Raw genomic sequence first — 23,600 nt, forward strand, 5'->3', positions numbered from 1 at the left:
CGATCAGAGGCGGGTCGGGCGTTCGTAGCCCTCGTCGCCGCCGTAGACGTGCGAGTTCGGGTCGAGGTCCGGCTGGGTGGCCGGGCTGGTCGGCGAGGCGGTGTGCTCGATGGCGAAGTCGTCCGACGGCTCGGGCGGCTCGGGGAAGAGGTGCTCGCGCCAGCTGATCCGCCCCAGCGGCGTGGCGTCCGTGACGTGCCAGCCGGCCCGCTGGGCTGCCCACCTGCCGCCCGGATAGCGCATCGGCAGCAGCAGGCGGTGCAGGTGCCTGGCGCGCAGCCAGGTCCTGATCACCTCCTCCATACCGATGATCTCGGGCCCCCCATACTCGATCACGCCCCGCTCGGGACCCGCGGCGACCAGGTCGATCAGGCACGCGGCGACCTCGGAGGTGCAGACCGGCTGCCACGGGATCGAGCGGTCCAGCGGGATCGCGGGGTAGGCGGCCAGCTCCTGGAGCAGCACCTCCAGGTGCTGGTGGAACGTCGTGGAGCGGAGGATCGTCCAGCCGATCCCGCTCTCCCTGACCAGCCGCTCGGCTTCGAGCTTGTCCTCCAGGTAGCCGGTCGCGGCCTGGTCGGCGCCGACGATCGAGACGTACACCAGGTGGGGCACGCCGGCCTCCCCGGCCGCGTCGAGCAGCCACCTGGTGCCCGCGAGATCCACCGAATCGGGCCGGTGGCCCTTGCGGGCGAGGGTGGCGAGGTGGATGATCGCATCGACGCCCCGCACGGCGCCGTGCACGCCTTTACCCCAGGCCAGGTCACCCCACACCCATTCGACGTCCTGGCCTGGGTGCGATGCGCGGCTGAACGCCCGCACCTCATGCCCTGTTCTGACGAATGCGGGCACCACGGCTCTGCCCAGCGTGCCGGTTGCCCCCGTGACCAGAATGTGCATTCCCCGCCCATACCCTCAGCCTGCGAATTCTCCCGAATTGACAACGAAATTCATCGCATGCTTAGTCAAAGGGTTTGTATCCGCCGCCTTGTTCAAAGACCGGATTCTGCGGCTCGGCGACCGGCCAGGTGCTCCTCGATGCGCTCGGTGCCCCACCAGCCGTTCGCCAGCACGATCCGATAGCGGCGGGCGATCGTCTCGCCGCGCGCCAGCTCGAACTCCCGGTGGAACGCCCACGACGGGTTGACGGCGGCGAACGGGCCGCTGCGCACGAACCAGTGCGACTCCGGCCCCGGCTCCGGCACGAACACCAGCGTGGACGACCGGTCCACCTCGTCGTGCCGCCCCTGGAAGGCCAGCCAGCGGGCCCGCTGGCCCATCATCTCCTCGCCGCCGAGCCCGTCGGGGCCGAGGATCTCGCCGCCGGTGAACGCGCGCGGGCCGCGCCAGAACAGGCCGCTGTAGCCGGCGAGGGGCCGGCCGTGCGTGGTGGGGCTGCCGAAGCGCAGCGGCTCGTCGCGCAGGCCGGTGATCGTCGTGTGCCAGACCAGCTCCCAGGAGCCGTTCGCCGGATCGACCGCCTCGATGGTGAGCTCGCGCCGCTCCTCCACCCAGGGCTCGCCCCGCGAGCTGCGCCAGGTCAGCTGCCCCGACAGGCCGTCCTGGCGGACGTCCAGGGTGTCGTGGCGCATCGTGCCGTTGTTGTCCAGGTCGATGTAGCGCTGCTCTTCGCGGACGTACGTGCCGCCGCCCCAGAAGTTCTGGCCGGAGACGTGGGACGCGGTCAGTTGCAGGCCCTTGTGCCAGCGGTGGTCGTGCGGCCGGTAGGAGGTCACCACGTCACCGGCCAGCGTACGGAGCGGGTGGATGTACGGCTTGGGCGCCTCGAACGGCTGCGGGTCGGGCTCGTGGACGTAGCGCATCAGCTCAACGCCGTGCGCCTCGAAGGTGATCGCGGTCATGAGGGGCTCCAGCCGGGGGTGTCGCCGTGCAGGCTGCGGTAGAAGGGATCGCCGGGGCCCACCTCGCCCGCGCGTACGGTGCCGCCGGTCAGCGCCGCCTTGTACATGGCGGTGATCAGCTCCAGCGACCGGCGCCCGTCCCGCCCGCTGGCCCGGGGCCGCCGGCCGGCCCGCCGGTCCGCGACCAGGTCGCGTAGCTGCTTCAGGTGAGAGGTGGGCACGTCCTCGGCGGGGGGCCAGTCGATCTCGCCGGCGTGCTCGGCCGGGGTGCAGGTCCAGTCGTCGTTGGCGTAGCCGTACAGGTGGGTCAGCTCCAGCGTGGCGTCGGCGAGGTCGATGCGCAGGTGGCTGACCTGCCGCGGCGACAGGACGCTGTTGACCACCGTGGCCAGGGCGCCCGACTCGAAGCGGACCAGCGCGGTCGTGACGTCGTCGGTCTCGACGTCCCGCGCCAGCCTGGCCGCCATGGCGCGTACCTCGCTCCACTCGCCGAGCAGCTCCAGCAGCAGGTCGATCTGGTGGATGCCGTGGCCCATGGCGGGTCCGCCGCCCTCGGTCTCCCAGCGCCCGCGCCAGGGCACGGCGTAGTAGGCGTCGTCGCGGAACCAGGTGGTCTGGCAGTGCGCGACGTACGGGGCGCCGAGCGCGCCTTTGGCGATCAGCTGCCGCAGGTGCTGCGCGCCGGAGCCGAACCGCTGCTGGAACACGATCGCCGCGTACGGCCCGCCCTCCTGCTCGGCCGCGGTCATGGCGTCGTACTCGGCCAGCGACAGGCACGGCGGCTTCTCGCACCACACCCACGCGCCCGCGCGCAGCGCGGCCGCCACCTGGGCGGCGTGCAGCGAGGGCGGGCTGCAGACGGCGACCAGGTCGGGGCGTACCTCGGCGAGCATGCCTTCGAGATCGTCCGAGGCGTACGCCAGGCCGAACCGGTCGGCGAACGCCTGGGCCAGCTCGGCGGTCGCGTCCACGACGGCGACCACCTCGATCTCGTCAGGCAGCGCCTGGAACGCGGGCATATGTGCGAAGCTCGCGATCGCGCCACCGCCGACGACGGCGACGCGGAGGGGGGACGGCACGGACTGCCTCCTTTGGAAAGCGCTTACCGAAGCACGGTATGGTGCCGGGGCACGCTGGGGCAAGTGCTACGCCGCCGCCGCGCAGGCCCTGCCGATCCCGTTCGCGGCGTTCAGCAGGGGCTCGACAAGCCGGGGGAGCTCGCGGGCGCGCCTGGCGGCCAGCACGATGCCGAGCGCCGCGATGGGCCGGCCGCCGACCAGGATCGGGGCCGCGGCCGAGCAGGAGCCGAGCGTCATCTCCTCGTACGTCAGCGCATACCCCTGAGCGCGTACGGTGGCCAGCTCGCGGGCCAGCCGTCCCGGCTCGGTGATCGTGTGCGGGGTCGGCCGTTCGAGCACGCGGTCCAGGTAGGAGCGGACGAACCAGTCGGGCTCGAAGGCGAGCAGGGCCTTGCCGACGCCCGTCGGATGCATGGGCAGCCGCCCGCCCGTCCTGGACACGATCGGCACGGCCCGCCGGCCGGCCACCTTGTCCACGTACAGGACCTCCAGACCGTCGCGGACGGCCAGGTGCACGTTCTCGCCGGTGCTCGCGAACAGCTCCTGCAACCAGGGATGGGCCAGGTCCTGGAGCTTGGCGGGCGCGAGCTGGCCGAGCTCCCACAGCCGCAGCCCGATGCGGAGCCGCCCGTCGGGCGCGCGGCTCAGCGCCTGCCACTCCTCCAGCTCGCCGACCAGCCGGTGCACCGTGCTCAGGGGCACGCCGCTGCGCCTGGCCAGGTCGGTCAGCGTGAGCTGTGGGTGTCCGGCGTCGAACGCGCCCAGGATGGCGAGCACCTTGGACGTCACCGTGCGCCCCGCCTCGCGGGATCCGCCTGCCATGCCGCAATCCTGCACAATTCTTCCGCTGAGTGGAAGGGGTAGCTCGGATAATCGGCCGCCTAAGCGGGATGCTTCCGTCATGCGTACTCAGGTAGGGATCATCGGGGCGGGCCCCGCCGGCTTGCTCCTGTCCCATCTGCTCCACCTGCGCGGCATCTCCTCGGTGGTGCTGGAGCGACGCAGCCGCGATTACGTGGAGCGCCGCGTACGCGCCGGCGTGCTGGAGCAGGGGACGGTCGACACGCTGGTCGAGGCCGGCGTAGGTGCGCGGCTGCTGCGCGAGGGCCTGCCGCACCAGGGCATCGAGCTCAGGTACGGCGGGCAGAGCCACCGCGTCGCCTTCGAGAAGCTGGTGCCCGGCCGGTCCATCACCGTGTACGGCCAGCAGGAAGTAGTCAAGGACCTGATCGCCGCCAGGCTGGCGGCGGGCGGCGACGTGCGGTTCGAGATCGAGGACGTGGCCGCGCACTCGCTGGAGGCCGCGCCGTACCTGACGTTCGGCGGCGAACGGCTCGACTGCGACGTGATCGCCGGTTGCGACGGCTTCCACGGCGTGTCCAGGCCGTCGATCCCGCCGGGCGTTCTGCAGGTGTTCGAACGGGACTATCCCTTCGCCTGGCTCGGCATCCTGGCCAGGGTGGCGCCCTCGTCCGAGGAGCTCATCTACGCCAGGACCGAACGCGGCTTCGCGCTGCACAGCATGCGCTCGCCCACGGTCAGCCGCTTCTACCTCCAGGTCCCGCCCGACGCCGACGTGGACGAGTGGCCCGACGAGCGGATCTGGGCCGAACTGAAGGCACGGCTGGAGACCGTCCCCGGCTTCACGCTGGAGACCGGCGAGATCTTCGAGAAGGGCGTCACGCCGATGCGCGCCTTCGTCGCCGAGCCCATGCAGTACGGCCGGCTCTACCTCGCCGGCGACGCCGCCCACATCGTCCCGCCCACCGGAGCCAAGGGCCTGAACCTGGCCGTGGCCGACGTGCGGGTCCTGACCGAGGCGCTGGACCGGTTCTTCGCCACCGGCTCGGCCGATCTGCTCGACTCCTACTCCGAGTCCTGTCTGAAGCGGGTCTGGCGGGCTCAGCACTTCTCCTGGTGGATGACGACCCTGCTGCACACGTTCGACTCCGACGACGCTTACGGCAGGCGGCTGCAGCTGTCCTACCTGGACTACGTGACCTCCTCCGAGGCGGCCGCGACGACGCTGGCGGAGAACTACGTGGGACTGCCATGATCAACTTCGAAGGACGGCCATGACCCATCCTCCCTACCTGAGCCCCGGTTACCGCAGCACGGTCCTTCGGGCGCCCGCGCAGCCGCCGGTGGCCTTCAAGGACGATCCCGACGCGATCGAGCTGACCGGCCCGGTCTTCGGCCACCACGAGGTCGGCGCGCTCGACGCCGACCTGACCAGGCAGCACGCCGGGGAGCCGCTCGGCGAGCGCATCTCCGTCACGGGCCGCATACTGGACTCCGCCGGCCGGCCGATCCGCGGCACGCTGGTGGAGCTCTGGCAGGCCAACGCCGCCGGCCGCTACGCCCACGAACGCGACCAGCACCCCGCCCCCCTCGACCCGAACTTCACCGGCGCCGGCCGCTGCCTCACCGACGAGGACGGCCGCTACCGGTTCGTCACGATCAAGCCAGGCGCCTACCCCTGGCGCAACCACCACAACGCGTGGCGGCCGGCGCACCTGCATTTCTCCGTGTTCGGGCGGGCGTTCACCGAACGGCTCGTCACCCAGATGTACTTCCCCGGCGACCCGCTGATGCCCTTCGACCCGATCCTCCAGTCGGTCCCCGACGAGGCGGCCCGGCAACGGCTCGTCTCGGCCTTCTCCATGGAGCTGACCGAGCCCGAATGGGCGCTGGGCTACTCCTTCGACATCGTGCTGGGCAGCACCCCGATGGAGTCCTCATGAAGCTCACCCCTTCGCAGACCGTGGGGCCGTTCTTCAGCCACGCGCTGCCGTACGAGCATGACTGGGAACTGGTTCCTCCCGGGCACCCGGGCGCGATCACGCTGACCGGGCGCGTCCTGGACGGCGCCGGCGAGCCGGTGCCGGACGCGTTGCTGGAGCTCTGGCTGGGGCGGGCCGGCGATCGTGGCGCGCTGCTGCGGGGTGATGGGGAGGTGTCCGGGTTCGGGCGCTGCGCCACGGCTCCGGATGGTTCGTTTAGGTTTCGTACGGTGCGGCCTGAGGGGGCTTACCTGTCGTTGCAGGTGTTCGCCCGGGGGTTGCTGAGGTCGTTGCTGACCCGTGTGTACCTGGAGGATCGGCCTGATCCGCTGCTGGACGGCTTGGCGCCGGAACGACGGGGGACATTGATCGCGACCGGGTCGGGGGAGCGGTACGAGTTCGACGTGCGGCTCCAGGGGGATGGGGAGACGGTGTTCCTTGACTTCTGACGGGTCTGCTCACGGGCCTTCCGCCGGGGCCGGTGGTGGGTCTGTCGACAGTGGGCTGCTGGCGCCGGTGCGGGCGGGCACCCGTGTGGAGGCGGCGACCTCGGACGCCGCCTGGCTGCGGGCCATGCTGGACGCCGAGGCGGCGCTGGCCCGCGCCCAGGGCCGTGCTGGGCTGATCCCCGGCGCGGCGGCCTCGCTGATCGACCGGGTGGCCTCGGGGTTCACCGCCGACCTGCCGGACCTGGCTCAGCGCGCCCGGCAGGCCGCCAACCCCGTCGTCCCGCTGGTCGCCGACCTGCGAAAAGCTGTTGGCGACAAAGGTGTGGCCGAATTCGTCCATCGGGGGGCTACCAGCCAGGACATCTTCGACACGGCGGCCATGCTGGTCGCCGCGCGTGCCGTCGGCCTGATCACGGCCGATCTGGACACGGTCATGGGCGTGCTCGCCGGGCTGGCGGAACGGCACCGCGACACGCTGATGGCGGCTCGCACGCTGGGCCAGCAGGCGGTGCCGACGACGTTCGGGCTGAAGGCGGCCGGCTGGCTGTCCGGCCTCCTGCGCGCCCGCGACCGTCTGCGCGACCTGCGCCTCCCCGCCCAACTCGGCGGCGCGGCCGGCACCCTCGCCGCCCTCGTCGAAACCGCCCGCTCCACCGACGCCAAGCCTGCCGGTTCTCCCGGTGGTGGTGCCGGGTCCGTCGGATCGGCCGCCCGCGAGACGGCTCGGGCCGTCGAAGGGGAGAGCGCGCAGGCGCGGGTGCTCCGGCTCGTCGAGTTGTACGCCGAGGAGCTCGGGCTGGCCGCCCCGCTCGCGCCGTGGCATGCCGAGCGGTCCGTGGTCGCCGAGTTGGGTGCGGCCCTGGCCGGTACGGCGGGGGCGCTGGGCAAGGTGGCGACCGACGTGATCCTCATGGCTCAGACCGAGGTCGGCGAGGTCGCCGAGTCGTCCCGAGGCAACTCCTCGGCCATGCCGCAGAAGCGTAACCCCGCCCTGTCGGTGCTGATCCGGTCGGCGGCGCTCCAGGTGCCCGCGTACGCCCAGCTCCTGGGAGCGGCGGGGGAGCATGAGCGGGCGGCGGGCGCCTGGCAGGCGGAGTGGCTGCCGCTGCGCGAATGCCTGCGGCTGACCGGTGGCGCGGCGGAGACGGCGGCCGAGCTGGTCGCCGGGCTCCAGGTGTTCCCCGAACGGATGCGTGACAACGCCTGCCTGACCGGCGGGCGCATCGTGTCGGAACGGCTCGCGGTCCACCTCGGCCGCGACGCCCTCGACGAGGCGCTGAGCCGTCCGGGACCGCTGGAGGGGCCGGACGAGCTGCTCGACCCCGAGGGTTATCTGGGCGCCGCGCCGGAACTCGTCGACCGCATCCTCGCCGACTACCGGAAGCGAGCATGAGCATGAAGCTGCATCACCGCGTCGACGGTCCCGCCGGAGCGCCGTTGCTGGTGCTCGGGCCGTCGCTCGGCACCACGCTCGACATCTGGGAGCCGCAGCTGAGCGCGCTCACCGAGACGTGGCGCGTGCTGCGGTACGACCTGCCGGGCCATGGTGGCTCGGCGCCCGCCGCCTCCGGGCTGACGATCGACGACCTGGCGCGGGCCGTACTCGATCTGGTGGACGACGAGCTGGCGGACGACGACGAGTTCGCGGTCGGCGGGATCTCGCTCGGCGGCGCCATCGCCACCGCGATCGCCGCAGGAGAGCAGGCAGGGGAGCAGCCAAAGCAGCAGGCAACCCGGCGGACAGGCGAGCGGGCGTCAGGACCACGACGCCGGGTGCGGAGTCTGGTGCTGTGCTGTACGTCGGCCCGGTTCGGTGAGCCGGGGCCGTGGCTGGAGCGGGCGGCGCTGGTGCGTGCCTCCGGTGTGGCCCAGCTCGCGCCGGCCCTGGCGGCCCGCTGGTTCACCGCCGGCTACGACGGCCGCTGGGTGACGGACATGCTGGACGGCGTGGACGCCGAGTCGTACGCCGCCTGCTGCGAGGCCCTCGCGTCCTGCGACCTGATCGGACGCCTGCCCGCCATCACCGCCCCCACCCTGATCGTCGCCGGGGCCGACGACCCGGCCACCCCGCTCGGCCAGGCTCTCACGCTGGCCCAGGGCATCCCGGGGGCGCTGCTGCGCGTGGTGCCCGGTGCGGCGCACCTGGCCAGTGTGGAGCGGGCCGACGCCGTCACGCCCGCGATCGTCCAGCACCTGGGCGGCGATTCGAGTCACGCGGCGGGGATGCGTACCCGGCGTGAGGTGCTCGGCGATGCCCACGTCGACCGCGCCGTCGCCGCCACCACCGGCTTCACCCGCGACTTCCAGCACCTCATCACCCGCTACGCCTGGGACGAGATCTGGAACCGCCCCGGCCTCGACCGCCGTACCCGCAGCTGCGTCACCCTCACCGCGCTGGTCGCCCGCGGCCACCTGGACGAGCTGGCCATGCACGTGCGCGCGGCTCTGCGCAACGGCCTGACGCCCGACGAGATCGGCGAGGTGCTGCTGCAGACGGCGATCTACTGCGGGGTCCCGGCCGCCAACGCCGCCTTCGCCGTCGCCCAGCGCGTCCTGACCGAAGAAGCCTGAAGGCTGCAACGGATTTGCAATGCCGCTTGGCAGCATCTTGAGCGAAATTGTCCGGCTCAAGAAAAGGATCGATCTCATGCCCAAACTGACCCAGGAGCAGGCCGACCGGATCGTGGCCGGCTGGCGAAGCGGCACCGAGCTCGTCGAAGGCTGGGAGAACCCGGCCGGCCCGCTGTTCGCCAGCGGTGAGTACGCGGAAGCGGACATCACCCTCGAATCCATCCTCGCCGCGTCGGGCTGCAACCCGCCGCCTCCGCCCCCCGACCAGACCGTGGGCGGCTGCGGCACGGCGTGTACGGCCTCCGCCGGACGCTTGTGCTGCTGACCTGACATGGGGGAGTACACCGTAAGCGACACCGTGCTGGACCGCCTGCTCGAACCATCACTGGAGCGGCTGGCGGCCCGGCTCGGGTCCGTCGCGGGCCTGGCGGAGACGGAACGCCGGGCCGTGCACGCGGGCGCCGCCAAGGCGCTGCTGGACACCGTGCGCCTGAGGACCAACCGAGTGCTGCTCCTGGAGCTGAACGCGGCCAGGATCACCGGCAGGCTCACGGGCGACGACCCGGAGGCCAGGTGGCGGGACTGGGAGTCCCAGGCGGCGAACCAGGAGTTCTGGGAGTCACTGGGCGCCCACTACCCGACCCTGATCCCGCGCCTGCGCCGGCTGATCGGCAACAGGTGCGCGGCGGCGATGAGCCTGGCCCGCCGCTTCGCCGCGGACCGGCCCTTGGTCACCACGCTGCTCCGGCCGTTCGAGGGGGATGAGCCGGGGGAGCTGGTGAGCGTCGAGTTCGGCGCTGGGGACAGCCATCGCGGCGGGCAGAGTGTGGCGATCCTGAGCTGCGCCGCGGGCAAGGTCGTCTACAAGCCGCGATCCGTCGCCGTGGATCTCGCCGTGACGCGGCTGCTGAGCCGGCTGCTCGACGACGAGCCCGCCGACACGCGGATCAGGGTCCCCGACGTGGTGAACGGCGACGGTTACGGCTGGGCAGAGCACGTCGCCCACCGCTACTGCGCCGACGAAGAGGAACTGCGCTGCTTCTACCGCAACCTCGGGCACTGGCTGGCCGTGATGCGGCTGGTCGGCGGCACCGACCTGCACGCCGAGAACCTGATCGCCGCGGGCCCGATCCCGACCGTCGTGGACTGCGAGACGCTGTTCACGCCCCAGTCGCCGGCCCGCGAGTCCGGGTACGGGCTCGCGGCGGACCGGGCGGGCAGGCTGATCGGCGGCTCGGTGCTGGGCACCGGGCTGCTGCCGGGCCGGGGACTGGCGCTCGGCTGGCGCGGCGTCGACATGTCGGCCATCGGCTCGCTGCCCGGCCAGCAACCGGTCACGGAGCTGCCCGTCATCCTCGGCGTCGGGACCGACGAGGCGCGGATCGGCCTCGCGCCCGTACGCGTCCCGCTCTCGCTCAACCACCCGAGCCCGGAACCCGTGCTCATCAAGCACTGGGACCTGGTGGTGGACGGGTTCGCGCGGCTCACCAGGCGGCTCAGGAAGATCGACGAGGGCGGCGAGCTGCAGGGGTGGCTTGAGGAGTTCGCCGACCTGCCGATCCGGGTGGTGCTCAGGTCCACCGAGAGCTACGCCGAGCTGCAGCGGATGCTCTGGCACCCGCAGGCGCTGCACGACGAGCCCACCGCCCGGCGGCGCGCGGCGGACCTGCTCGCCAAGCAGGCGGCCAACGCGCCCGGCCGGCCGGACGACCCCGTGGTGATCGAGGCGGAGGTCGAGGAGCTGCTGGACGGCGACGTGCCGTTCTTCGCCACCACGCCGCGCCGCGGCCGGCTCGCCGGGCCGCGTGGCACCTTGTGGGGTCCTGCCCAGGACCTGATCGCCGGAACACTGAGCCGGTGGCGGTCGGCCGACCTCGCTCTGGAGCGGCAGGTGATCCAGTCCGCCCTGGTCAGCGCGTACCTGAACGAGGGCGGCGTGCCCACCCAGCGGCGCCTGCTCCCGGCTCGCCTGGACACCGACCGCCTGGACCGCAGGCGGCGGGCGCTGGCGGCCGGCATCATGCGGTCGCTGTCCGACGCCGCTGTGCGCGCCGAGGACGGCACGGTCACGTGGATCGCGCCGGTGCTCAACCCGACCGGATGGGCGGTGATGCCGCTCGGCCTCGACATGTACGGCGGGGCGGCGGGCATCGCCGCGCTGCTGGCCGGCTACCTGCGCGAGATGGAGGCGGGCCGGGCCGACCCGGTGCCGGACGTGGGGCCACTGCTGGACGACGTGCTGCGTACCGTGCGGATGGCGGAGGAGCAGTGGGCGAAGAAACGGGGCGAGATAAAGGTCCGACGGCCCGCGCCCGCCGGCGGCTACCTCGGCCTCGCGTCGCGGATCTGGGGGTGGCTGCTGCTGGTCCGGCTCGGGGTGATCGAGCCGGCCGAGGCGTTCTCGCGATCGGCGGACGTCGTACGCGAGCTGCCCGCGGCCCTGGACTCCGAGCCGTCACTCGACCTGGTGAGCGGCATGGCGGGAGCGGTGGTGCCGCTGCTGCGGCTCCACGAGAGCGCGGGCGACGCCGACGCGGGGAAGCTGGCCGGGGAGATCGGCCGCAAGCTGGTGTCGGCGGCCCGCGTACGCGGCGACACCGCGTGCTGGACGATCGACGGCTTCCCGGACGGGATCGGCGGCCTGGCGCACGGGGCGACCGGCATCGGCTGGGCGCTGGACCGGCTGGCGGCGGCCACCGGCGACACCGATTGCGCCACCCTCGCCGAGGCCGCCTTCGCCTACGAGGAGACCCTGTACGTCCCGGAGACCGGAAGCTGGCGCGACCTGCGCGGGCCGGACCAGATCGGGGCGGCGTGGTGCCACGGCTCCGTCGGGATCGCGGCCGTCGCGGCCGACCGGCTCATGTCCGGCCGCGGCGACCCGGAACGGCTGCGTGACCTGCTGCGGCGCGCGGCGCAGGCCAGCCAGGCCGACGGCATCGGCTGGAACCACACCCTGTGCCACGGCGACTTCGGCGCCTGGGAGGTGCTGGACCTCGCCGTCACCGCCGGGCTCGGCGCGGGCGGGCTGGACCGGTCCCGGCTGGAGGCCCACCTGATCGGCAGCGTCGAGGAGCACGGGCCGGTCAGCGGGTTCGCGCGGGACGCCTTCGTCCCGGGGCTGATGCCGGGCCTCGGCGGGGTCGCGTACCAGTTGCTCCGCATGCATCCCGAATGCACGCTGCCGTCGGTGCTGCTGCCCGATCCCGGGCCGGTGCAGGCGTCTTGAGCGCATCCGCCGACGCTCAGATGGTGTCGCCGTACTGGCAGCTCGACGACGCCGGGGACCTGGGCTTTTGGCGGATGTGCCGGCGGCTGCCGGCCACCAGCCGGGTGGTGCTCACGATCGTGGCGCGGGCGGCGCCCCGGCAGGCCGTCACGGTCGTGCTGCTCCAGCTCGTGTCGGGCGCCGCCACGGCCTTCGGCCTGCTCGCCACCACGGGGGCGCTGGAACGGCTGCTCGCCGCCGGCCCCACCGTGGAGGTGGTGGCGGCCGCGCTGCCCATGATCGTGCTCGTCGCGGGGGCGTACGTGCTGCGGGGCGCGGTCGAGACGGCCATCGCGGCCGCGTACGCCCGGCTGACGCCCGCGGTGCGCCGGATGGCGGAGGGTGAGCTGTTCGCGGCCGGGCTCCGCGTGGAGCTGGCCGCCTACGACGACGCCGGTTTCTACGACCGGATGCAGCGGGCGCGCGACCGCGGCCTGTTCCACCTCGCGCGGGCCGTGGACAACCTGGTCGACCTCATCGGCGCGGTGCTGTCGTTCGCAGCCGCGGTCACCGGCCTGGCCGTCCTGCACGCCGCGCTGCTGCCGGTGCTGGTGCTGGGCGTGTTCCCGGCGGCCTGGACGGTGCAGCGCTCGGCCCGGCTGGCGTACGCGCACATGACCCGCACGGTCACCCTGAACCGCCGGGTCCAGATGATCACCGAGCTGGGCACGCAGCGCGAGCCGGCCCCGGAGATCCGCGCCTGCCAGGCCCAGGACTTCCTGCTGCGGGAGTACGCCGAGGTGGCCGACCCCCTGCGCGACCAGGAGGTACGCGTACAGACCAGCCACGTGCGCGTGGGCACCGTCGGCCGGGCGCTCACCGGGCTCATGGCCGGCATCACGTTCACCGTGCTCGGCCTGCTGCTCCAGGCGGGCTGGATCCCGCTGGCGGTGGCCGGCGGGGCGGTGATAGCCGTGCGGACCGCGAACGCCGCGCTCAGCCGGCTGGTCCACTCGGCGCACCAGCTGCTGGAGCAGGGCATGTACGTGGCCGACTACCAGGAGTTCGTCGACGACGCCGCCTCCAGGAGCCCCGCGGCGGCCACCCGGCCGGCGCCCGCCGCGCCGCAGGTGATCACGCTGAGCGGCGTCGAGTTCGGCTACCCGGGCGGCACCGGCGACGCGCTGCGCGGCATCGACCTCACCGTCCGCGCGGGCCAGACCATCGCCCTGGTCGGTGAGAACGGCTCCGGCAAGACCACGCTCGCCAAGATCATGGCGGGCCTCTACGAGCCCACGGGCGGGCAGGTGAACTGGGACGGCGTGGACATCCGCGAGCTGGACCCGCACAGCGTCGGTGACCGGATCATGATGGTGCTCCAGGACCCGATCCGATGGCCGCACACCGCCCGCGCCAACGTCAGAGCCGGTCGCCACGACCGCGACGACCCCGGCGACCTGGCGCTGCGTGCCGCCGCCGAGCTGGCGGGCGCCGACACCGTGGTCGCGGACCTGCCCCACGGCTGGGAGACGCTGCTGTCGAAGTACTTCCGCGGCGGCCGGGAACTGTCGGGCGGGCAGTGGCAGCGGCTGGCCGTCGCCCGCGGCGTCTTCCGCGACGCGCCCGTGCTGATCTGGGACGAGCCGACCGCGCCGCTGGACGCCAAGGCCGAGTTCGCGGTGTACGAGTCGCTGCGCCGCCTGGCCACCGGCCGGATCGTCATCCTGATCACGCACCGGCTGGCCAGCGTACGCAACTCCGACCGGATCTACCTCCTGCACGAGGGCGAGCTGGTCGAGCAGGGGACGCACGACGAGCTGCTCGCCCGATCCGGCCGGTATGCGGAGCTGTACGAGCTGCAGGCCCGCATGTACGCCGACGAACTCCCCCTCAACGGCGGCCGGGCTCGGGGCAGCGGCTCCGGCCGTTGACCGACGGCCGAGCGCGGGGACCGAGCAACTCGGCGGCCCGGCGGCGGTAGACCAGCCGGGTCGGGGCGGGTGTGGCGGAGTACAGGGCCTCCCGCGTCAGGTCGTTGGCGAACTCGTACCTGCTGCCCACCACCACGAGCAGCCCCACCCGCAGCGCGCGCTCGCACTGCTCGGCGGCCACCTGCGGCGCGAGGCCGAGCAGCTCGCCCAGCAGCGCCGGATCGAAGGGGCGGCGGAGCACGGAGGCGGCCCGCAGCAGCCGCGCCACCAGCGGGCCCATCCGGCGGACCCGCGCGAGCACCGCCGCGCGCAGCGCCTCCGGAACCCCGCGCTCACCCGCCGCCAGGCCGCGCAGCAGCTCGACGACGAACAGCGGATGTCCGCGCGTCCGGTGGAGCACCTCGTCGGCCCAACTGCCCAGCCCGGCCTCCGCGGCCAGCCGCGCGACCGCCTGCGCGGGCAGCGGCCCCAGCTCCAGCCGGACGGCCGCGCGCCCAAGCGCCTCCATCGCCGCCGCGCCCTCCATCGCGCCCTCCGCCGCGTCCTCTGCCGGGCGTGCCGTCGCGACGACCAGCAAGCGGGCGCCGGAGACCCGGCGGGCCAGGTAGTGCACGAGCTCGACGGTCGCCGTCCCGGCGAGATGCAGGTCCTCCAGCACCAGCAGGACCGGCTTCCGGGCCGCCAGGCCCCGCAGGACCGCGACCACCGCCTCGTACGCGGACCTGCGCCCGGCCTCCCCGCCCGGCCCGTCGCGCCCCTGCCGCAGCGCCGGCGCCGCCTCCGGGATCAGCCCGGCCAGCGCCTGCGCCCCATTCCCCACCAGGCCGTGGAGCACCGGCCCGGCCAGCCGGGTGACCTGCGGCGCCAACGCGTCGGCGAACGGCTGAAGGAAGAGCGAACGCTCGATCTCGTGACACTGCGCCCGCAGGACGATCCCGCCGGTGGCCCGCGCGACCCGTACCGCCTCATCGGCCAGCCGGGACTTGCCGATGCCCGCCTCGCCGACGATCAGCAGCACGCCGGTCCGCCCCGCCACGGCCGCCGCCCAGGACCGCGAGATCCCGGCCACCTCCACCGCCCGCCCCGGCAGCGTGGCGCCCCTTTCCCTCGCGACCCCAGTCAGGGGAGCCCTCGCGGCCCCGGCCAGAGGAGCGGTCGGCCGCTCGCGCAGGATCGCCAGGTGCACGGCCCGCGTCTCGGCCGCCGGGTCCGTGCCCAGCTCGGCCGCCAGGATGTCGCGCAGCCGTTCGTAGGCCAGCAACGCCCGCGCGGGCTCGCCCGCCGCGGCGTGCGCCCGCATCAGCAGGCGCTGCGCGGCCTCGTCGAACGGGTCCGCGGCCACCGCCGCCTCGGCCGCCCGCCGCGCCCGCCCCGGCTCGGCGATCCGGAGCGCCGCCGCGGCCGCCACGTGGCGCGCCTGCCGGAGCAGCCCGGCCGCCTCGCCCCGCGCCGCCGCCGCCCAGGTCGCGTCGGATTCCCCATCCAGTACGCCGCCGCCGTCGAGCAGCTCGATCGCCCGCGTCGCCGCGGCGACGGCCACGGCCGCCTCGTCCACCGCCAGCCGGCCCTCCGCCTCCGCGATCAGCGCGGTCGCCTCGTCGAGGTCCACGCTCACCGCCGGCGGCTCGCCCAGCCGGTAGCACCGCCTGCCGCCCGTCACGGCCTGCGGGCCGAGCGTCCTGCGCAGCCTGCTCACCAGCGTGGCGACGTTCTCCACCGGCCGCTTCGGCGGGCGGTCGCCCCACAGCGCCTCCACGACGCGGTCGGTGGGCACGGCGTGGCCGCGCTCGACCGCGAGCAGTTTCAGCAGCGTCCTGGCCCGGCCGCCGACCGTCCCGCGCAGGCCGTCCCGCTCGACCGTGAACGACCCCACCAGCCGGATCAGCACTCTGCTCTCGCGTCCGCATGCCCCATCGATCATGGTGTTCCCGCCGCCTCCCGTCTCCCCACCTAGGAGGCGTGACAGGATGTTCCACGGCGTGAGCTCAGCTACCGGGGCTGTGTGCCGCCAGTCTCGCGTGCGCGATCGCGGTGGCGGCTTCGACCGTGGTGATGTGCTCGCGGCCCGCCCGCTCGAAGACGCCGGCGACGATCCCTCCCACGCGCTCGACCCGCGCGGTCGAGCGGGCGTCGTCGTGGCCGAGGAGCCGGCCCTCCAGATACACCAGCCCTCCGGCGTTGGCGAGGAAGTCCGGCGCGTACAGGATGCCCCTTCGGGCGAGCTCGTCGGCGAGGCCGGGTTCGGCGAGCACGTTGTTCGCGCCCCCGGCGATGACGCGGCACCGCAACCGGGGCAGCGTCTCCTCCGTCACCACCTCGCCAAGGGCACAGGGCGCGAACACGTCGCAGGGGGCCGAGACGATGTCCTGCGGTGACATCAGCCGCGCGCCGTACCGTTCGGCCACGTCACGAGCGCGTTCGCCGACGAGGTCGGCGATTACCACGTCGGCGGACTCCGCGCGCAGGAGACGGGTCAGGTGGGAGCCGACGTTGCCGGCTCCCTGAACGGCCACGGTCGCTCCGGCGAGCTCGCCGGAGCCCCGGGCGGCACGCAGCCCGGCCCGGATCGATTCGAGAACCCCCAGCGCCGTGTACGGAGAGGGGTCGCCGTTGTCGCAGACGGGCGCGGTCTCGCGGCCGATGACCTCGATGTCCGCCTGCCCGGTTCCGACGTCGTTGACCGGGATGAACCGGCCGCCGAGCGTGGCGATGAACCGGCCGTGGGCGCGCAGCAGGGCTTCGGACTTGTCGCGTGCCGGATCGCCGATGACGATAGCGGCGCCGCCGCCTAGGCCGAGCCCCGCGGCCGCGGCCTTCAGCGTCATGGCCCGCGCCAGGCGCAGGCCGTCGGCGAGCGCCTCCGCTTCGCCCGCGTACGGCCACATCCGCACCCCGCCCAGGGCAGGCCCGAGCGTGGTGTCGTGGATGATGATGATCGAGCGCAGCCCGGTGGCCGGGTCGCTCCCGAACACGACCTGTTCCGCCTCGTCCGTTGTCTTCGGCATACGGCGACTCTAGGAGGCTTCGGCGGCCCTGCCCGCCGGAACAGTCGCTGAGCTGGGACGCGGCGGTCAGAGCGCCAGCGGCACAGGGTGAATCTCGTCGGCGGGGTGGCCCGACCGCTGGTGGATCCGCTGTACGGCCTCCGCGCTCGGCGCCTCGGACAGGCAGTAGATGAGACCTTCGTCGGGATCCGCCCAGGCCTGCACGAAGGACACTCCCTCGTCCCCCTGGATCGCGAGGTCGGCCTCGTGCGCTTCACGGAACTGCTCGTCGGTGATGCCCATCATGTTGTGGTGGACGTCCATGAACCTCGTCATGGGTTCCTCCTGCTGGAGACAGTTGGCGAAATCCCTCCCAGCCTAAATCCGACATACGCCATTAATCATCCCAACATTCATCAAATGGCACGTCAGAGACGCGGTCGCTTACCCGCTCGCTTATCGCTTCAAAACCGCGTCTCCCTCATCTTTCCGGCATATGATCATTAAGACGGTTTCCGACCTCGCGAGGAGTCCACCGTGACCGACAAGTCGGACTTGTGGGCAAATGGCATCGACACCACGCGGCCCAGCATCGCCCGGGCCTATGACGTCGTGCTCAACGGCAAGGACAACTTCGAGGTCGACCGCGCGTTCGTCGCCGAGATCGTGAAGGTCGTCCCCGAGATCTACGATGTGGCCACGTACAACAGGCAGATTCTCGGCCGGGGCGTGCGCCTGCTCGCCGAGCGGGGCATCACGCAGTTCATCGATCTCGGCTCCGGCCTGCCGACGGTGGAGAACACGCATCACGTCGCGCAGCGGGCCAACCCGGACTCGCACGTGGTCTACGTCGACAACGACCCGATGGTGCTGGCCCACGGCCGGGCGATCCTGGCCGAGAACGACCGGACCGGGGTGGTCACGTCCGACCTGCGTGACCCGGCGGCGATTCTGAGCGACGAGACGGTCAAGCGGCTCATCGACCTGGACCGGCCGGTGGGCCTGATGCTGGTCGGCATCCTGCACCACCTGCACGACAGCGAGGACCCGAAGGGCATCGTCGACGCCTACATGGCGGCGATCCCCTCAGGCAGTTACCTGTTCATCACCCATTTCTGCTCCGCCACCCAGGACGCGCGCGACGCGGAGAAGAAGTTCCTCGCGCTGCTCGGCACCGGCCGCTTCCGGACCCCCGAGGAGATCACCGGGTTCTTCGACGGGTTCGAACTGCTCGAGCCGGGGGTCGTCCCGCTGCCCCTGTGGCGTCCCGACGACACCGTCCCCGAGGTGCTCAGTGTGGGTCAGCGCCTCATGTACGGCGGCATCGCCAGGAAGCCCTGACCCGCTAACGCTCGGAGCCGCGCGGGCCGGTGATGAGGAAGACCCCGAGCGCGGCCAGGCAGAGGAACCCGGCGGCGCCGAGACTCGCCACGTTGAAGCCGTGAACGGCCGCTCGGGCGGCCGCCGCGGGATGCGCGTGGAGATAGCCGGCGGCGGCCGTCCCGGCGATCGTGCTGAGCAGCGCCGTGCCGAGCGAGGCGCCGATCTGCTGCGAGGTCATGACCATGGCCCCGGCCACGGCGGTGTCGGCCCCCGCGCCGAGGGTCGCGGTGCTGTTGGCGGCGACCAGCACCCACCCGGTGCCGAGACCGACCAGCGCGAACACCGGGAGCACGTGCGGCCAGTAGCCGCTGTCGACCTGGAGGAGACCGAGGAGCGCGAGCCCGGCGGCGATCGTCAGCAGCCCAGGGCACAGCAGTGACCGTACCGGCGCGCGCATGAGGAGCGGGCTCACCAGGCGTACGCCCAGCATGAGCCCGGCGGTGAGGGGCAGGAAGGCCAGACCCGCCCGGACCGGCGAATAGCCGAGCACGTTCTGCAGATAGAAGGTGAGGAAGAACAGCGCGGCGAACATGCCCACCGCCAGGCTGAGCACCGCCAGATAGGACCCGCTACGACGCCGGTCGAGGACCACCCGCAGCGGCAGCAGCGGCCCGGCGACCCTGCTCTGCACCCAGACGAATGCCGCGAGCGCCAGGACGCCGACGGTCAGCGCCCCGAGGGTGCTCGCCCCGCCCCAGCCGTCCGGTTCGGCTCGGGCGAAGCCCAGGACCAGGGCCATCAGGCCGATGGTGGCCGGCAGCGCCCCGGCGACGTCGACCCGTACCCCCACCGCGCGGGGCGCGGGACGGACCGCGTAGAGCACACCGGCTCCGGCGGCGACGGCGATCGGCAGGTTCACGTACATGCACCAGCGCCAGTCGAGGTAGTCGGTGAGGACCCCGCCGAGCACGACGCCCACGCCGGAGGAACTGCCCATGACGGTGCCGTAGATCCCGAACGCCTTACCGCGCTCCGCGGGCGTGGGAAAGGTGGCGGCGAGGGTCGCCAGCACGGACGGAGTCACCAGCGCCCCGAAGACACCCTGCAGGGCCCGCGAGGTGAGCAGCATCGCCGGGCCGACCGCCGCACCGCCGATCGCGGAGGCCAGGGCGAACCCGATCAACCCGATCATCAGACTGCGCCTGCGGCCGAGGAGATCCGACAGCCGGCCGCCCACCAGCAGTAACCCCCCGTACCCCAGAGCGAAGATCGTGATCACCCACTGCCGGTCCGGATCCGACAGATCCAGTGACCTCTGTACGGACGGCAGCGCGATGTTCATGATCGTCAGGTCCAGTCCGATCATCAGCTGGGCTGTCGCGACCGCGGTCAGCGCCCACCAGCGCCGGGGGACCGGGGCGGCGGGGCCGGAAGGAAGCCGGGGGGAGCCGACTGCTGTGGACATGACACACCTCACGAGATTGATTGGCTTAGCCAATGTTTGCTGATCAAATGTTGGCCAGGCCAACGGTAACAGGGATCGTGGGTAACGCCAACGGATTGGCTAGACTCTGCGCATGGAGACAGCCCCCAGCCGCCTGCGCGGGAAAGCCAGCTGGCTGATCAACAAGACCTCGCTGCACGCGCACAGGCTGATCACCGAGGGGCTGAGCCCGATCGACGCCCGGGGCTACCACTTCGCGATACTCGCCGCGCTGGAGGAGTACGGCCCCGCCAGCCAGGCGAGCCTCAGCCAGCGCTGCGGGATCGACCGCAGCGACACCGTCGCCATGGTCAACGAACTCGCCGAGCAGAAGCTGGTCGTACGTGCTCCCGATCCGGACGACCGGCGGCGCAACGTCATCACCATGACCCCGGAGGGCCGCCGGCGGCTCGACCAGCTCGACGCCGTGCTGGGCGAGGTCCAGCGCGACCTGCTCGCCCCGCTGTCACCCGCGGACCGCGAGCGGCTGGTCGACCTGCTGGGCCGCGTCCTCGACCACCACACCCGCTCGACGGACCGCCGCGACGGCGGCTGACGTGGTGGTGCGTGTCGGCCCATCGGCAGGGGGTGCGTGCTAGTCTGAACTCTGTTGCAGTTCTGGTACCCAATGAACTTTGTGTGCGCCTGACGGGACGTAGCCCCTCAGGCGCATTTTGTTTGCCGGTCATTTCCGGATGGGTCATTTCGGCGACGTGGGGCCCGTGACGTGCGGGTCCTGACTACTGCGCCTATCCAAGAGGAGATCGACATGGCGACTGGCACTGTGAAGTGGTTCAACTCCGAAAAGGGCTTCGGCTTCATCGAGCAGGACGGCGGCGGCGCCGACGTCTTCGCCCACTACTCCAACATCGCTGCCCAGGGCTTCCGCGAGCTGCAGGAAGGCCAGAAGGTCAGCTTCGACATCACCCAGGGCCAGAAGGGCCCGCAGGCCGAGAACATCGTTCCCGCCTGACGTAACGCACAACGAGCCGGGGTTCGCACCTGAAGAGGTGCGGGCCCCGGCTCGTCGCGTTGCGGGCCCGAGTCGCGGGGCGCGGCGCCCTCCTGAGCGTTAATGTCGGCGAAACCGCACGTCACGTGGCCGCGAAACAGCCGGCTGCCATCCTGCCCCCATGAGCGATGCGAAAGATGTAGATCGGGCGCACACTCCTGAGCAGGCCACCGCCTCGTGGAAGCGTGAGGTCGTAGAGCTGGCGGTGCTGTTCGTCGCGGTCGGTCTGGCCCACCTGTTCGCCACTCTTATGGGGCACTCCGCCCCGGGCCCCGCGGTGCTGATCGCACTCGGTGCGGGGCTGATCGTCTGCGCCTTCGTCCACAAACGGCTCGGCACGCGGCGCGGAACCCGGCGTCACACCGCCGAGGTGATCGATATCGAGGGAGGCCGGCCCATGAAGCTGTGGCGTATCCGCACCCGGGTGGTCGACCGACCGGGCCGTCTGGCGGAACTGGCCGCGGCGTTCGCCAGGCTCGACTGCAACGTCCTGGCCCTGCACATCGCCGCGACGGGCAGCAGCGCGATCTCTCCGTCCGGCTGCGACGCGCTGGACGAGTTCGTGGTCGAGACGCCCGCCCAGCTGAGTGAGAAGGACCTGCGGTCGGCGGTCGGCAAGGCCGGCGGGCTCGACATCGTCATCGTCCGCGCGTACGTCAAAGACCTGGTCGATCCCGGGGTCCAGGCCCTCGTCCTGGGCCACGCCGTCAGCGAGGATCCGGAGCAGTTGCCCCACGCGATGGCGGAGCTCCTGCGCGCCACGGACGTCCAATGGCGGCTTCCCGGAGACACCGTCGCCGGCGGCGGCGATTCCGGCACCACCATGGTGATCTCCGTCCATCCCGAACGGGCGCTCCTGGTCAGCCGCCCCGCCTTGCCGTTCACGCCGACAGAGGCGGCCCGGGCCGCCGCGCTGGCCGCCAGCGTGAGACAGCGGCGCTACTCCGACTGAACGCCGGCTCCCGACCGCCCGACCATGACTACATATAGTCATCATATGATCACAAAGAGTTGATAGATGCTCGCTCGGGCCGTTTCAGGCGGGTGATCGCAGAGCAGGAAGAGATCACCCGGGAGCGCATCCAGACAGGACGCCGGGTTCTACGGAAGGAATCGGCAATGTTCAAGAGCTGTCTGCGCATCCCGCTGGTCGGTGCCGCCGGCGTGCTGGCCGCCACGCTGGTGGCCCTTCCCTCGCAGGCCGAGGATGTGGAATGCCCGGAGTCGACCACCTGTCCCACCACGGTGACCTTCACCGTGACCGCCGAGGACGGCCTGAAGATCAGCGTGCCGGATGCCAAGCTCATCGGAGATGGCGCGGGAGGCCAGCAGATCACTGCAGTTCTCGGCCCGGTCGAGGTGACCGACGAGCGGGCCGCGCTCGTCGCTACGTGGGTGTCGTCGGTGGACGCCTCGGCGGGTGGCTTCACGACGGGTGGTGGCACCCCCGCGGAGACGATTCCCAACACGGATGTTCTGTACTGGTCCGGCCCCGCGACCGCCACCACAGGTACCGGCACCTTTGTCCCCGGCCAGATCAACGCGGCGGCCGCGCAATCGCTGAACGTATCGCGCACCGCCTACAGCAAGGTCACCGGCTCCGGCGACAACTCCTGCACCTGGAACCCGTGGATCGTCGTCAACCTCCCCGCCCAAGCGGTGGCAGGCACCTATACCGGCACGGTGAACCACTCCGTCGCCTAGCTCATATGCCTACCTCGCTGTTGCGCAGGCCCGTCTACACGACGCTGATGGCGCTCCTGCTGCACGTGGTGATCAGCGCTCCCGCGGTCGCGGACTCGGAGAGCCGGGACGGGACGAGTTCGAGCGGCAGGGGCGGCATCGGCATCAAGCTGCTGGAAGTCCCTGCCAACCGGATGGACGACCCGCGTTCGCGCGTCTTCATCGTCGACCATGTCAATCCCGGCACCACCTTCACCCGGAGCCTTGAGGTCTACAGCACCTCGCGCGAGCCTCAGCACGTGGAGCTGTACGCGGCCGCCGCCGGTATCAGGGGCGGACGCTTCACCTTCGCGCCGGACCGCACCTCCAACGAGCTGAGCGAGTGGGTCAGGCTCAACCGTTCGTCCGTCGACCTGCCGGCGAACGGCAGGACGCGGGTGAAGGCCACCGTCGCCGTGCCGCAATGGGCCAGTAAAGGAGAGCGGTACGCCGTCGTATGGGCACAGGTCTCCTCGGACAAGCCTGGAGCGAAGGGGAACGTGAAGCTCGTCCATCGCGTCGGGATCCGCTCCTATCTCGACGTGGGTTCGGGCGGGGAGCCGCCCTCGGACTTCGAGATCGGCGAGGTGGTGCCGGGGCGGGCCGAGGACGGGCAGCTGAAGATCGTGGTGGACGTCTCCAACACCGGCGAACGCGCGCTCGACTTCGACGGAGAGCTGTCGCTGTCGGACGGGCCGAGCTTTCTGCGCGCCGGCCCCTTCCCGGTCAATCGCGACACCACCCTGGCGCCCGGCGACCAGGGAAACGTCATCGCACTGATGGGTAATGACCTGCCCGCCGGGCCGTGGAGGTTCCACCTCACCCTGCGCAGCGGCCGGGTCAGCCATACGGCGACCGGAACGCTCACCTTTCCCGAAAAGCCCGGAACGTGGGGCCTGCCGGGGTCATTGGACTCCCCGTGGACGCTGGCCCTCGCGGGCGCCGGGCTGACCGCCCTCATCGCCGGGGTGGTCCTCCTCGTCGCGTTCCGTCGCTTCCGCACGCGTCAGCCGAGTTCCGGTAATTGATGAGTGCCATTGTTTGTTTTTATTTGCCGTGGTGTCGAGCCCGACTAATCACTTAGGCGGCTTATAGGAGAGATGTCCGATCATCGTGGTGTCGGATTGGTGATGATCCTCTGTCTATGAACATTCTTGTGGCTACCACGCCTGGCTCACGTTATCTTGTCACGG

22 protein-coding genes are annotated in these 23,600 nt (G+C 71.9%); 14 read left to right on the top strand and 8 right to left on the bottom strand.

What is annotated here, in order from left to right; all coding sequences use genetic code 11:
• Positions 1 to 3: 3 nt before the first annotated feature.
• From KME78_RS15650 to KME78_RS15665, 4 genes are all read right to left on the bottom strand, one after another.
• The gene (locus tag KME78_RS15650) at positions 4 to 900 is read right to left on the bottom strand and encodes an SDR family oxidoreductase (protein WP_219529618.1); all 897 of its coding nucleotides are present in this window, start codon (positions 898 to 900) and stop codon (positions 4 to 6) included.
• A 92-nt stretch (positions 901 to 992) separates the two neighbouring features.
• Positions 993 to 1,862 carry a DUF6807 domain-containing protein gene (locus KME78_RS15655; RefSeq protein WP_219529619.1) on the bottom strand — a complete coding sequence of 290 codons (870 nt, stop codon included), beginning with the start codon at positions 1,860 to 1,862 and terminating at the stop codon, positions 993 to 995.
• On the bottom strand, positions 1,859 to 2,941 hold the full coding sequence (locus KME78_RS15660; protein WP_219529620.1) for a Gfo/Idh/MocA family protein: 1,083 nt from the start codon (positions 2,939 to 2,941) through the stop codon (positions 1,859 to 1,861). The genes KME78_RS15655 and KME78_RS15660 overlap by 4 nt, the downstream gene beginning before the upstream one ends.
• Positions 2,942 to 3,007: 66 nt before the next feature.
• Positions 3,008 to 3,763 (bottom strand): IclR family transcriptional regulator, encoded by a 756-nt coding sequence (locus KME78_RS15665; RefSeq protein WP_219529621.1) that lies wholly within the window; start codon positions 3,761 to 3,763, stop codon positions 3,008 to 3,010.
• A gap of 79 nt (positions 3,764 to 3,842) precedes the next feature.
• Here KME78_RS15665 and KME78_RS15670 point away from each other — a divergent pair, with 79 nt between their 5' ends.
• The 8 genes from KME78_RS15670 (at position 3,843) to KME78_RS15705 (ending at position 13,883) form a co-directional block, all read left to right on the top strand.
• Positions 3,843 to 4,997 carry a 4-hydroxybenzoate 3-monooxygenase gene (locus KME78_RS15670; RefSeq protein WP_219529622.1) on the top strand — a complete coding sequence of 385 codons (1,155 nt, stop codon included), beginning with the start codon at positions 3,843 to 3,845 and terminating at the stop codon, positions 4,995 to 4,997.
• A 19-nt stretch (positions 4,998 to 5,016) separates the two neighbouring features.
• Positions 5,017 to 5,685 (top strand): protocatechuate 3,4-dioxygenase subunit beta, encoded by a 669-nt coding sequence (gene pcaH / locus KME78_RS15675; protein ID WP_219529623.1) that lies wholly within the window; start codon positions 5,017 to 5,019, stop codon positions 5,683 to 5,685.
• Entirely contained in the window at positions 5,682 to 6,173 is a 492-nt protein-coding gene (locus tag KME78_RS15680) for a dioxygenase family protein (RefSeq protein ID WP_219529624.1), read from the top strand. The genes pcaH and KME78_RS15680 overlap by 4 nt, the downstream gene beginning before the upstream one ends.
• Positions 6,163 to 7,566, top strand: coding sequence for a lyase family protein (locus KME78_RS15685; RefSeq protein WP_246651149.1), 1,404 nt, complete (start codon positions 6,163 to 6,165; stop codon positions 7,564 to 7,566). The genes KME78_RS15680 and KME78_RS15685 overlap by 11 nt, the downstream gene beginning before the upstream one ends.
• Positions 7,563 to 8,744 carry a bifunctional 3-oxoadipate enol-lactonase/4-carboxymuconolactone decarboxylase PcaDC gene (gene pcaDC, locus KME78_RS15690; protein WP_219529626.1) on the top strand — a complete coding sequence of 394 codons (1,182 nt, stop codon included), beginning with the start codon at positions 7,563 to 7,565 and terminating at the stop codon, positions 8,742 to 8,744. Before KME78_RS15685 ends, pcaDC begins: the two co-directional genes overlap by 4 nt.
• 76 nt (positions 8,745 to 8,820) lie before the next feature.
• Complete coding sequence (locus tag KME78_RS15695; protein ID WP_219529627.1) at positions 8,821 to 9,069, top strand: DUF6229 family protein; 249 nt, start codon at positions 8,821 to 8,823, stop codon at positions 9,067 to 9,069.
• A gap of 6 nt (positions 9,070 to 9,075) precedes the next feature.
• A complete protein-coding gene (locus KME78_RS15700; RefSeq protein ID WP_219529628.1) occupies positions 9,076 to 11,973 on the top strand; it encodes a type 2 lanthipeptide synthetase LanM family protein in 2,898 nt (965 codons plus the stop codon).
• Complete coding sequence (locus tag KME78_RS15705) at positions 11,970 to 13,883, top strand: ABC transporter ATP-binding protein (protein WP_219529629.1); 1,914 nt, start codon at positions 11,970 to 11,972, stop codon at positions 13,881 to 13,883. The genes KME78_RS15700 and KME78_RS15705 overlap by 4 nt, the downstream gene beginning before the upstream one ends.
• On the opposite strand, the gene KME78_RS15710 is transcribed toward KME78_RS15705, so the two are convergent.
• The 3 genes from KME78_RS15710 to KME78_RS15720 all read right to left on the bottom strand — a co-directional run bounded on the left by KME78_RS15710 (position 13,843) and on the right by KME78_RS15720 (position 17,203).
• Complete coding sequence (locus KME78_RS15710; protein WP_219529630.1) at positions 13,843 to 15,804, bottom strand: ATP-binding protein; 1,962 nt, start codon at positions 15,802 to 15,804, stop codon at positions 13,843 to 13,845. The two genes, KME78_RS15705 and KME78_RS15710, sit on opposite strands and share 41 nt — an antisense overlap.
• 64 nt (positions 15,805 to 15,868) lie before the next feature.
• Positions 15,869 to 16,888, bottom strand: a complete 1,020-nt coding sequence (locus tag KME78_RS15715) for a Glu/Leu/Phe/Val dehydrogenase family protein (protein WP_219529631.1) — start codon at positions 16,886 to 16,888, stop codon at positions 15,869 to 15,871.
• 66 nt (positions 16,889 to 16,954) lie between these two features.
• Positions 16,955 to 17,203 (bottom strand): SCO4226 family nickel-binding protein, encoded by a 249-nt coding sequence (locus KME78_RS15720; protein ID WP_219529632.1) that lies wholly within the window; start codon positions 17,201 to 17,203, stop codon positions 16,955 to 16,957.
• A 201-nt stretch (positions 17,204 to 17,404) separates the two neighbouring features.
• Between KME78_RS15720 and KME78_RS15725 the strand changes: the two genes are divergently transcribed.
• Entirely contained in the window at positions 17,405 to 18,208 is an 804-nt protein-coding gene (locus KME78_RS15725) for an SAM-dependent methyltransferase (RefSeq protein WP_219529633.1), read from the top strand.
• 4 nt (positions 18,209 to 18,212) lie between these two features.
• On the opposite strand, the gene KME78_RS15730 is transcribed toward KME78_RS15725, so the two are convergent.
• Positions 18,213 to 19,655 carry an MFS transporter gene (locus KME78_RS15730; protein WP_219529634.1) on the bottom strand — a complete coding sequence of 481 codons (1,443 nt, stop codon included), beginning with the start codon at positions 19,653 to 19,655 and terminating at the stop codon, positions 18,213 to 18,215.
• A 112-nt stretch (positions 19,656 to 19,767) separates the two neighbouring features.
• Here KME78_RS15730 and KME78_RS15735 point away from each other — a divergent pair, with 112 nt between their 5' ends.
• The 5 genes from KME78_RS15735 (at position 19,768) to KME78_RS15755 (ending at position 23,435) form a co-directional block, all read left to right on the top strand.
• Positions 19,768 to 20,229, top strand: a complete 462-nt coding sequence (locus KME78_RS15735; protein WP_219529635.1) for a MarR family winged helix-turn-helix transcriptional regulator — start codon at positions 19,768 to 19,770, stop codon at positions 20,227 to 20,229.
• Between the two features lie 213 nt (positions 20,230 to 20,442).
• Positions 20,443 to 20,646, top strand: a complete 204-nt coding sequence (locus tag KME78_RS15740; protein ID WP_086663560.1) for a cold-shock protein — start codon at positions 20,443 to 20,445, stop codon at positions 20,644 to 20,646.
• 160 nt (positions 20,647 to 20,806) lie between these two features.
• Positions 20,807 to 21,637 carry an ACT domain-containing protein gene (locus KME78_RS15745; RefSeq protein WP_219529636.1) on the top strand — a complete coding sequence of 277 codons (831 nt, stop codon included), beginning with the start codon at positions 20,807 to 20,809 and terminating at the stop codon, positions 21,635 to 21,637.
• 92 nt (positions 21,638 to 21,729) lie between these two features.
• Complete coding sequence (locus tag KME78_RS15750) at positions 21,730 to 22,389, top strand: hypothetical protein (RefSeq protein WP_308126968.1); 660 nt, start codon at positions 21,730 to 21,732, stop codon at positions 22,387 to 22,389.
• Between the two features lie 5 nt (positions 22,390 to 22,394).
• Positions 22,395 to 23,435, top strand: coding sequence for a COG1470 family protein (locus KME78_RS15755; RefSeq protein WP_246651150.1), 1,041 nt, complete (start codon positions 22,395 to 22,397; stop codon positions 23,433 to 23,435).
• The last annotated feature ends 165 nt before the right edge of the window (positions 23,436 to 23,600 follow it).

The sequence above is a fragment of the Nonomuraea guangzhouensis genome (genome assembly GCF_019396345.1).
GTDB lineage: Bacteria > Actinomycetota > Actinomycetes > Streptosporangiales > Streptosporangiaceae > Nonomuraea > Nonomuraea guangzhouensis.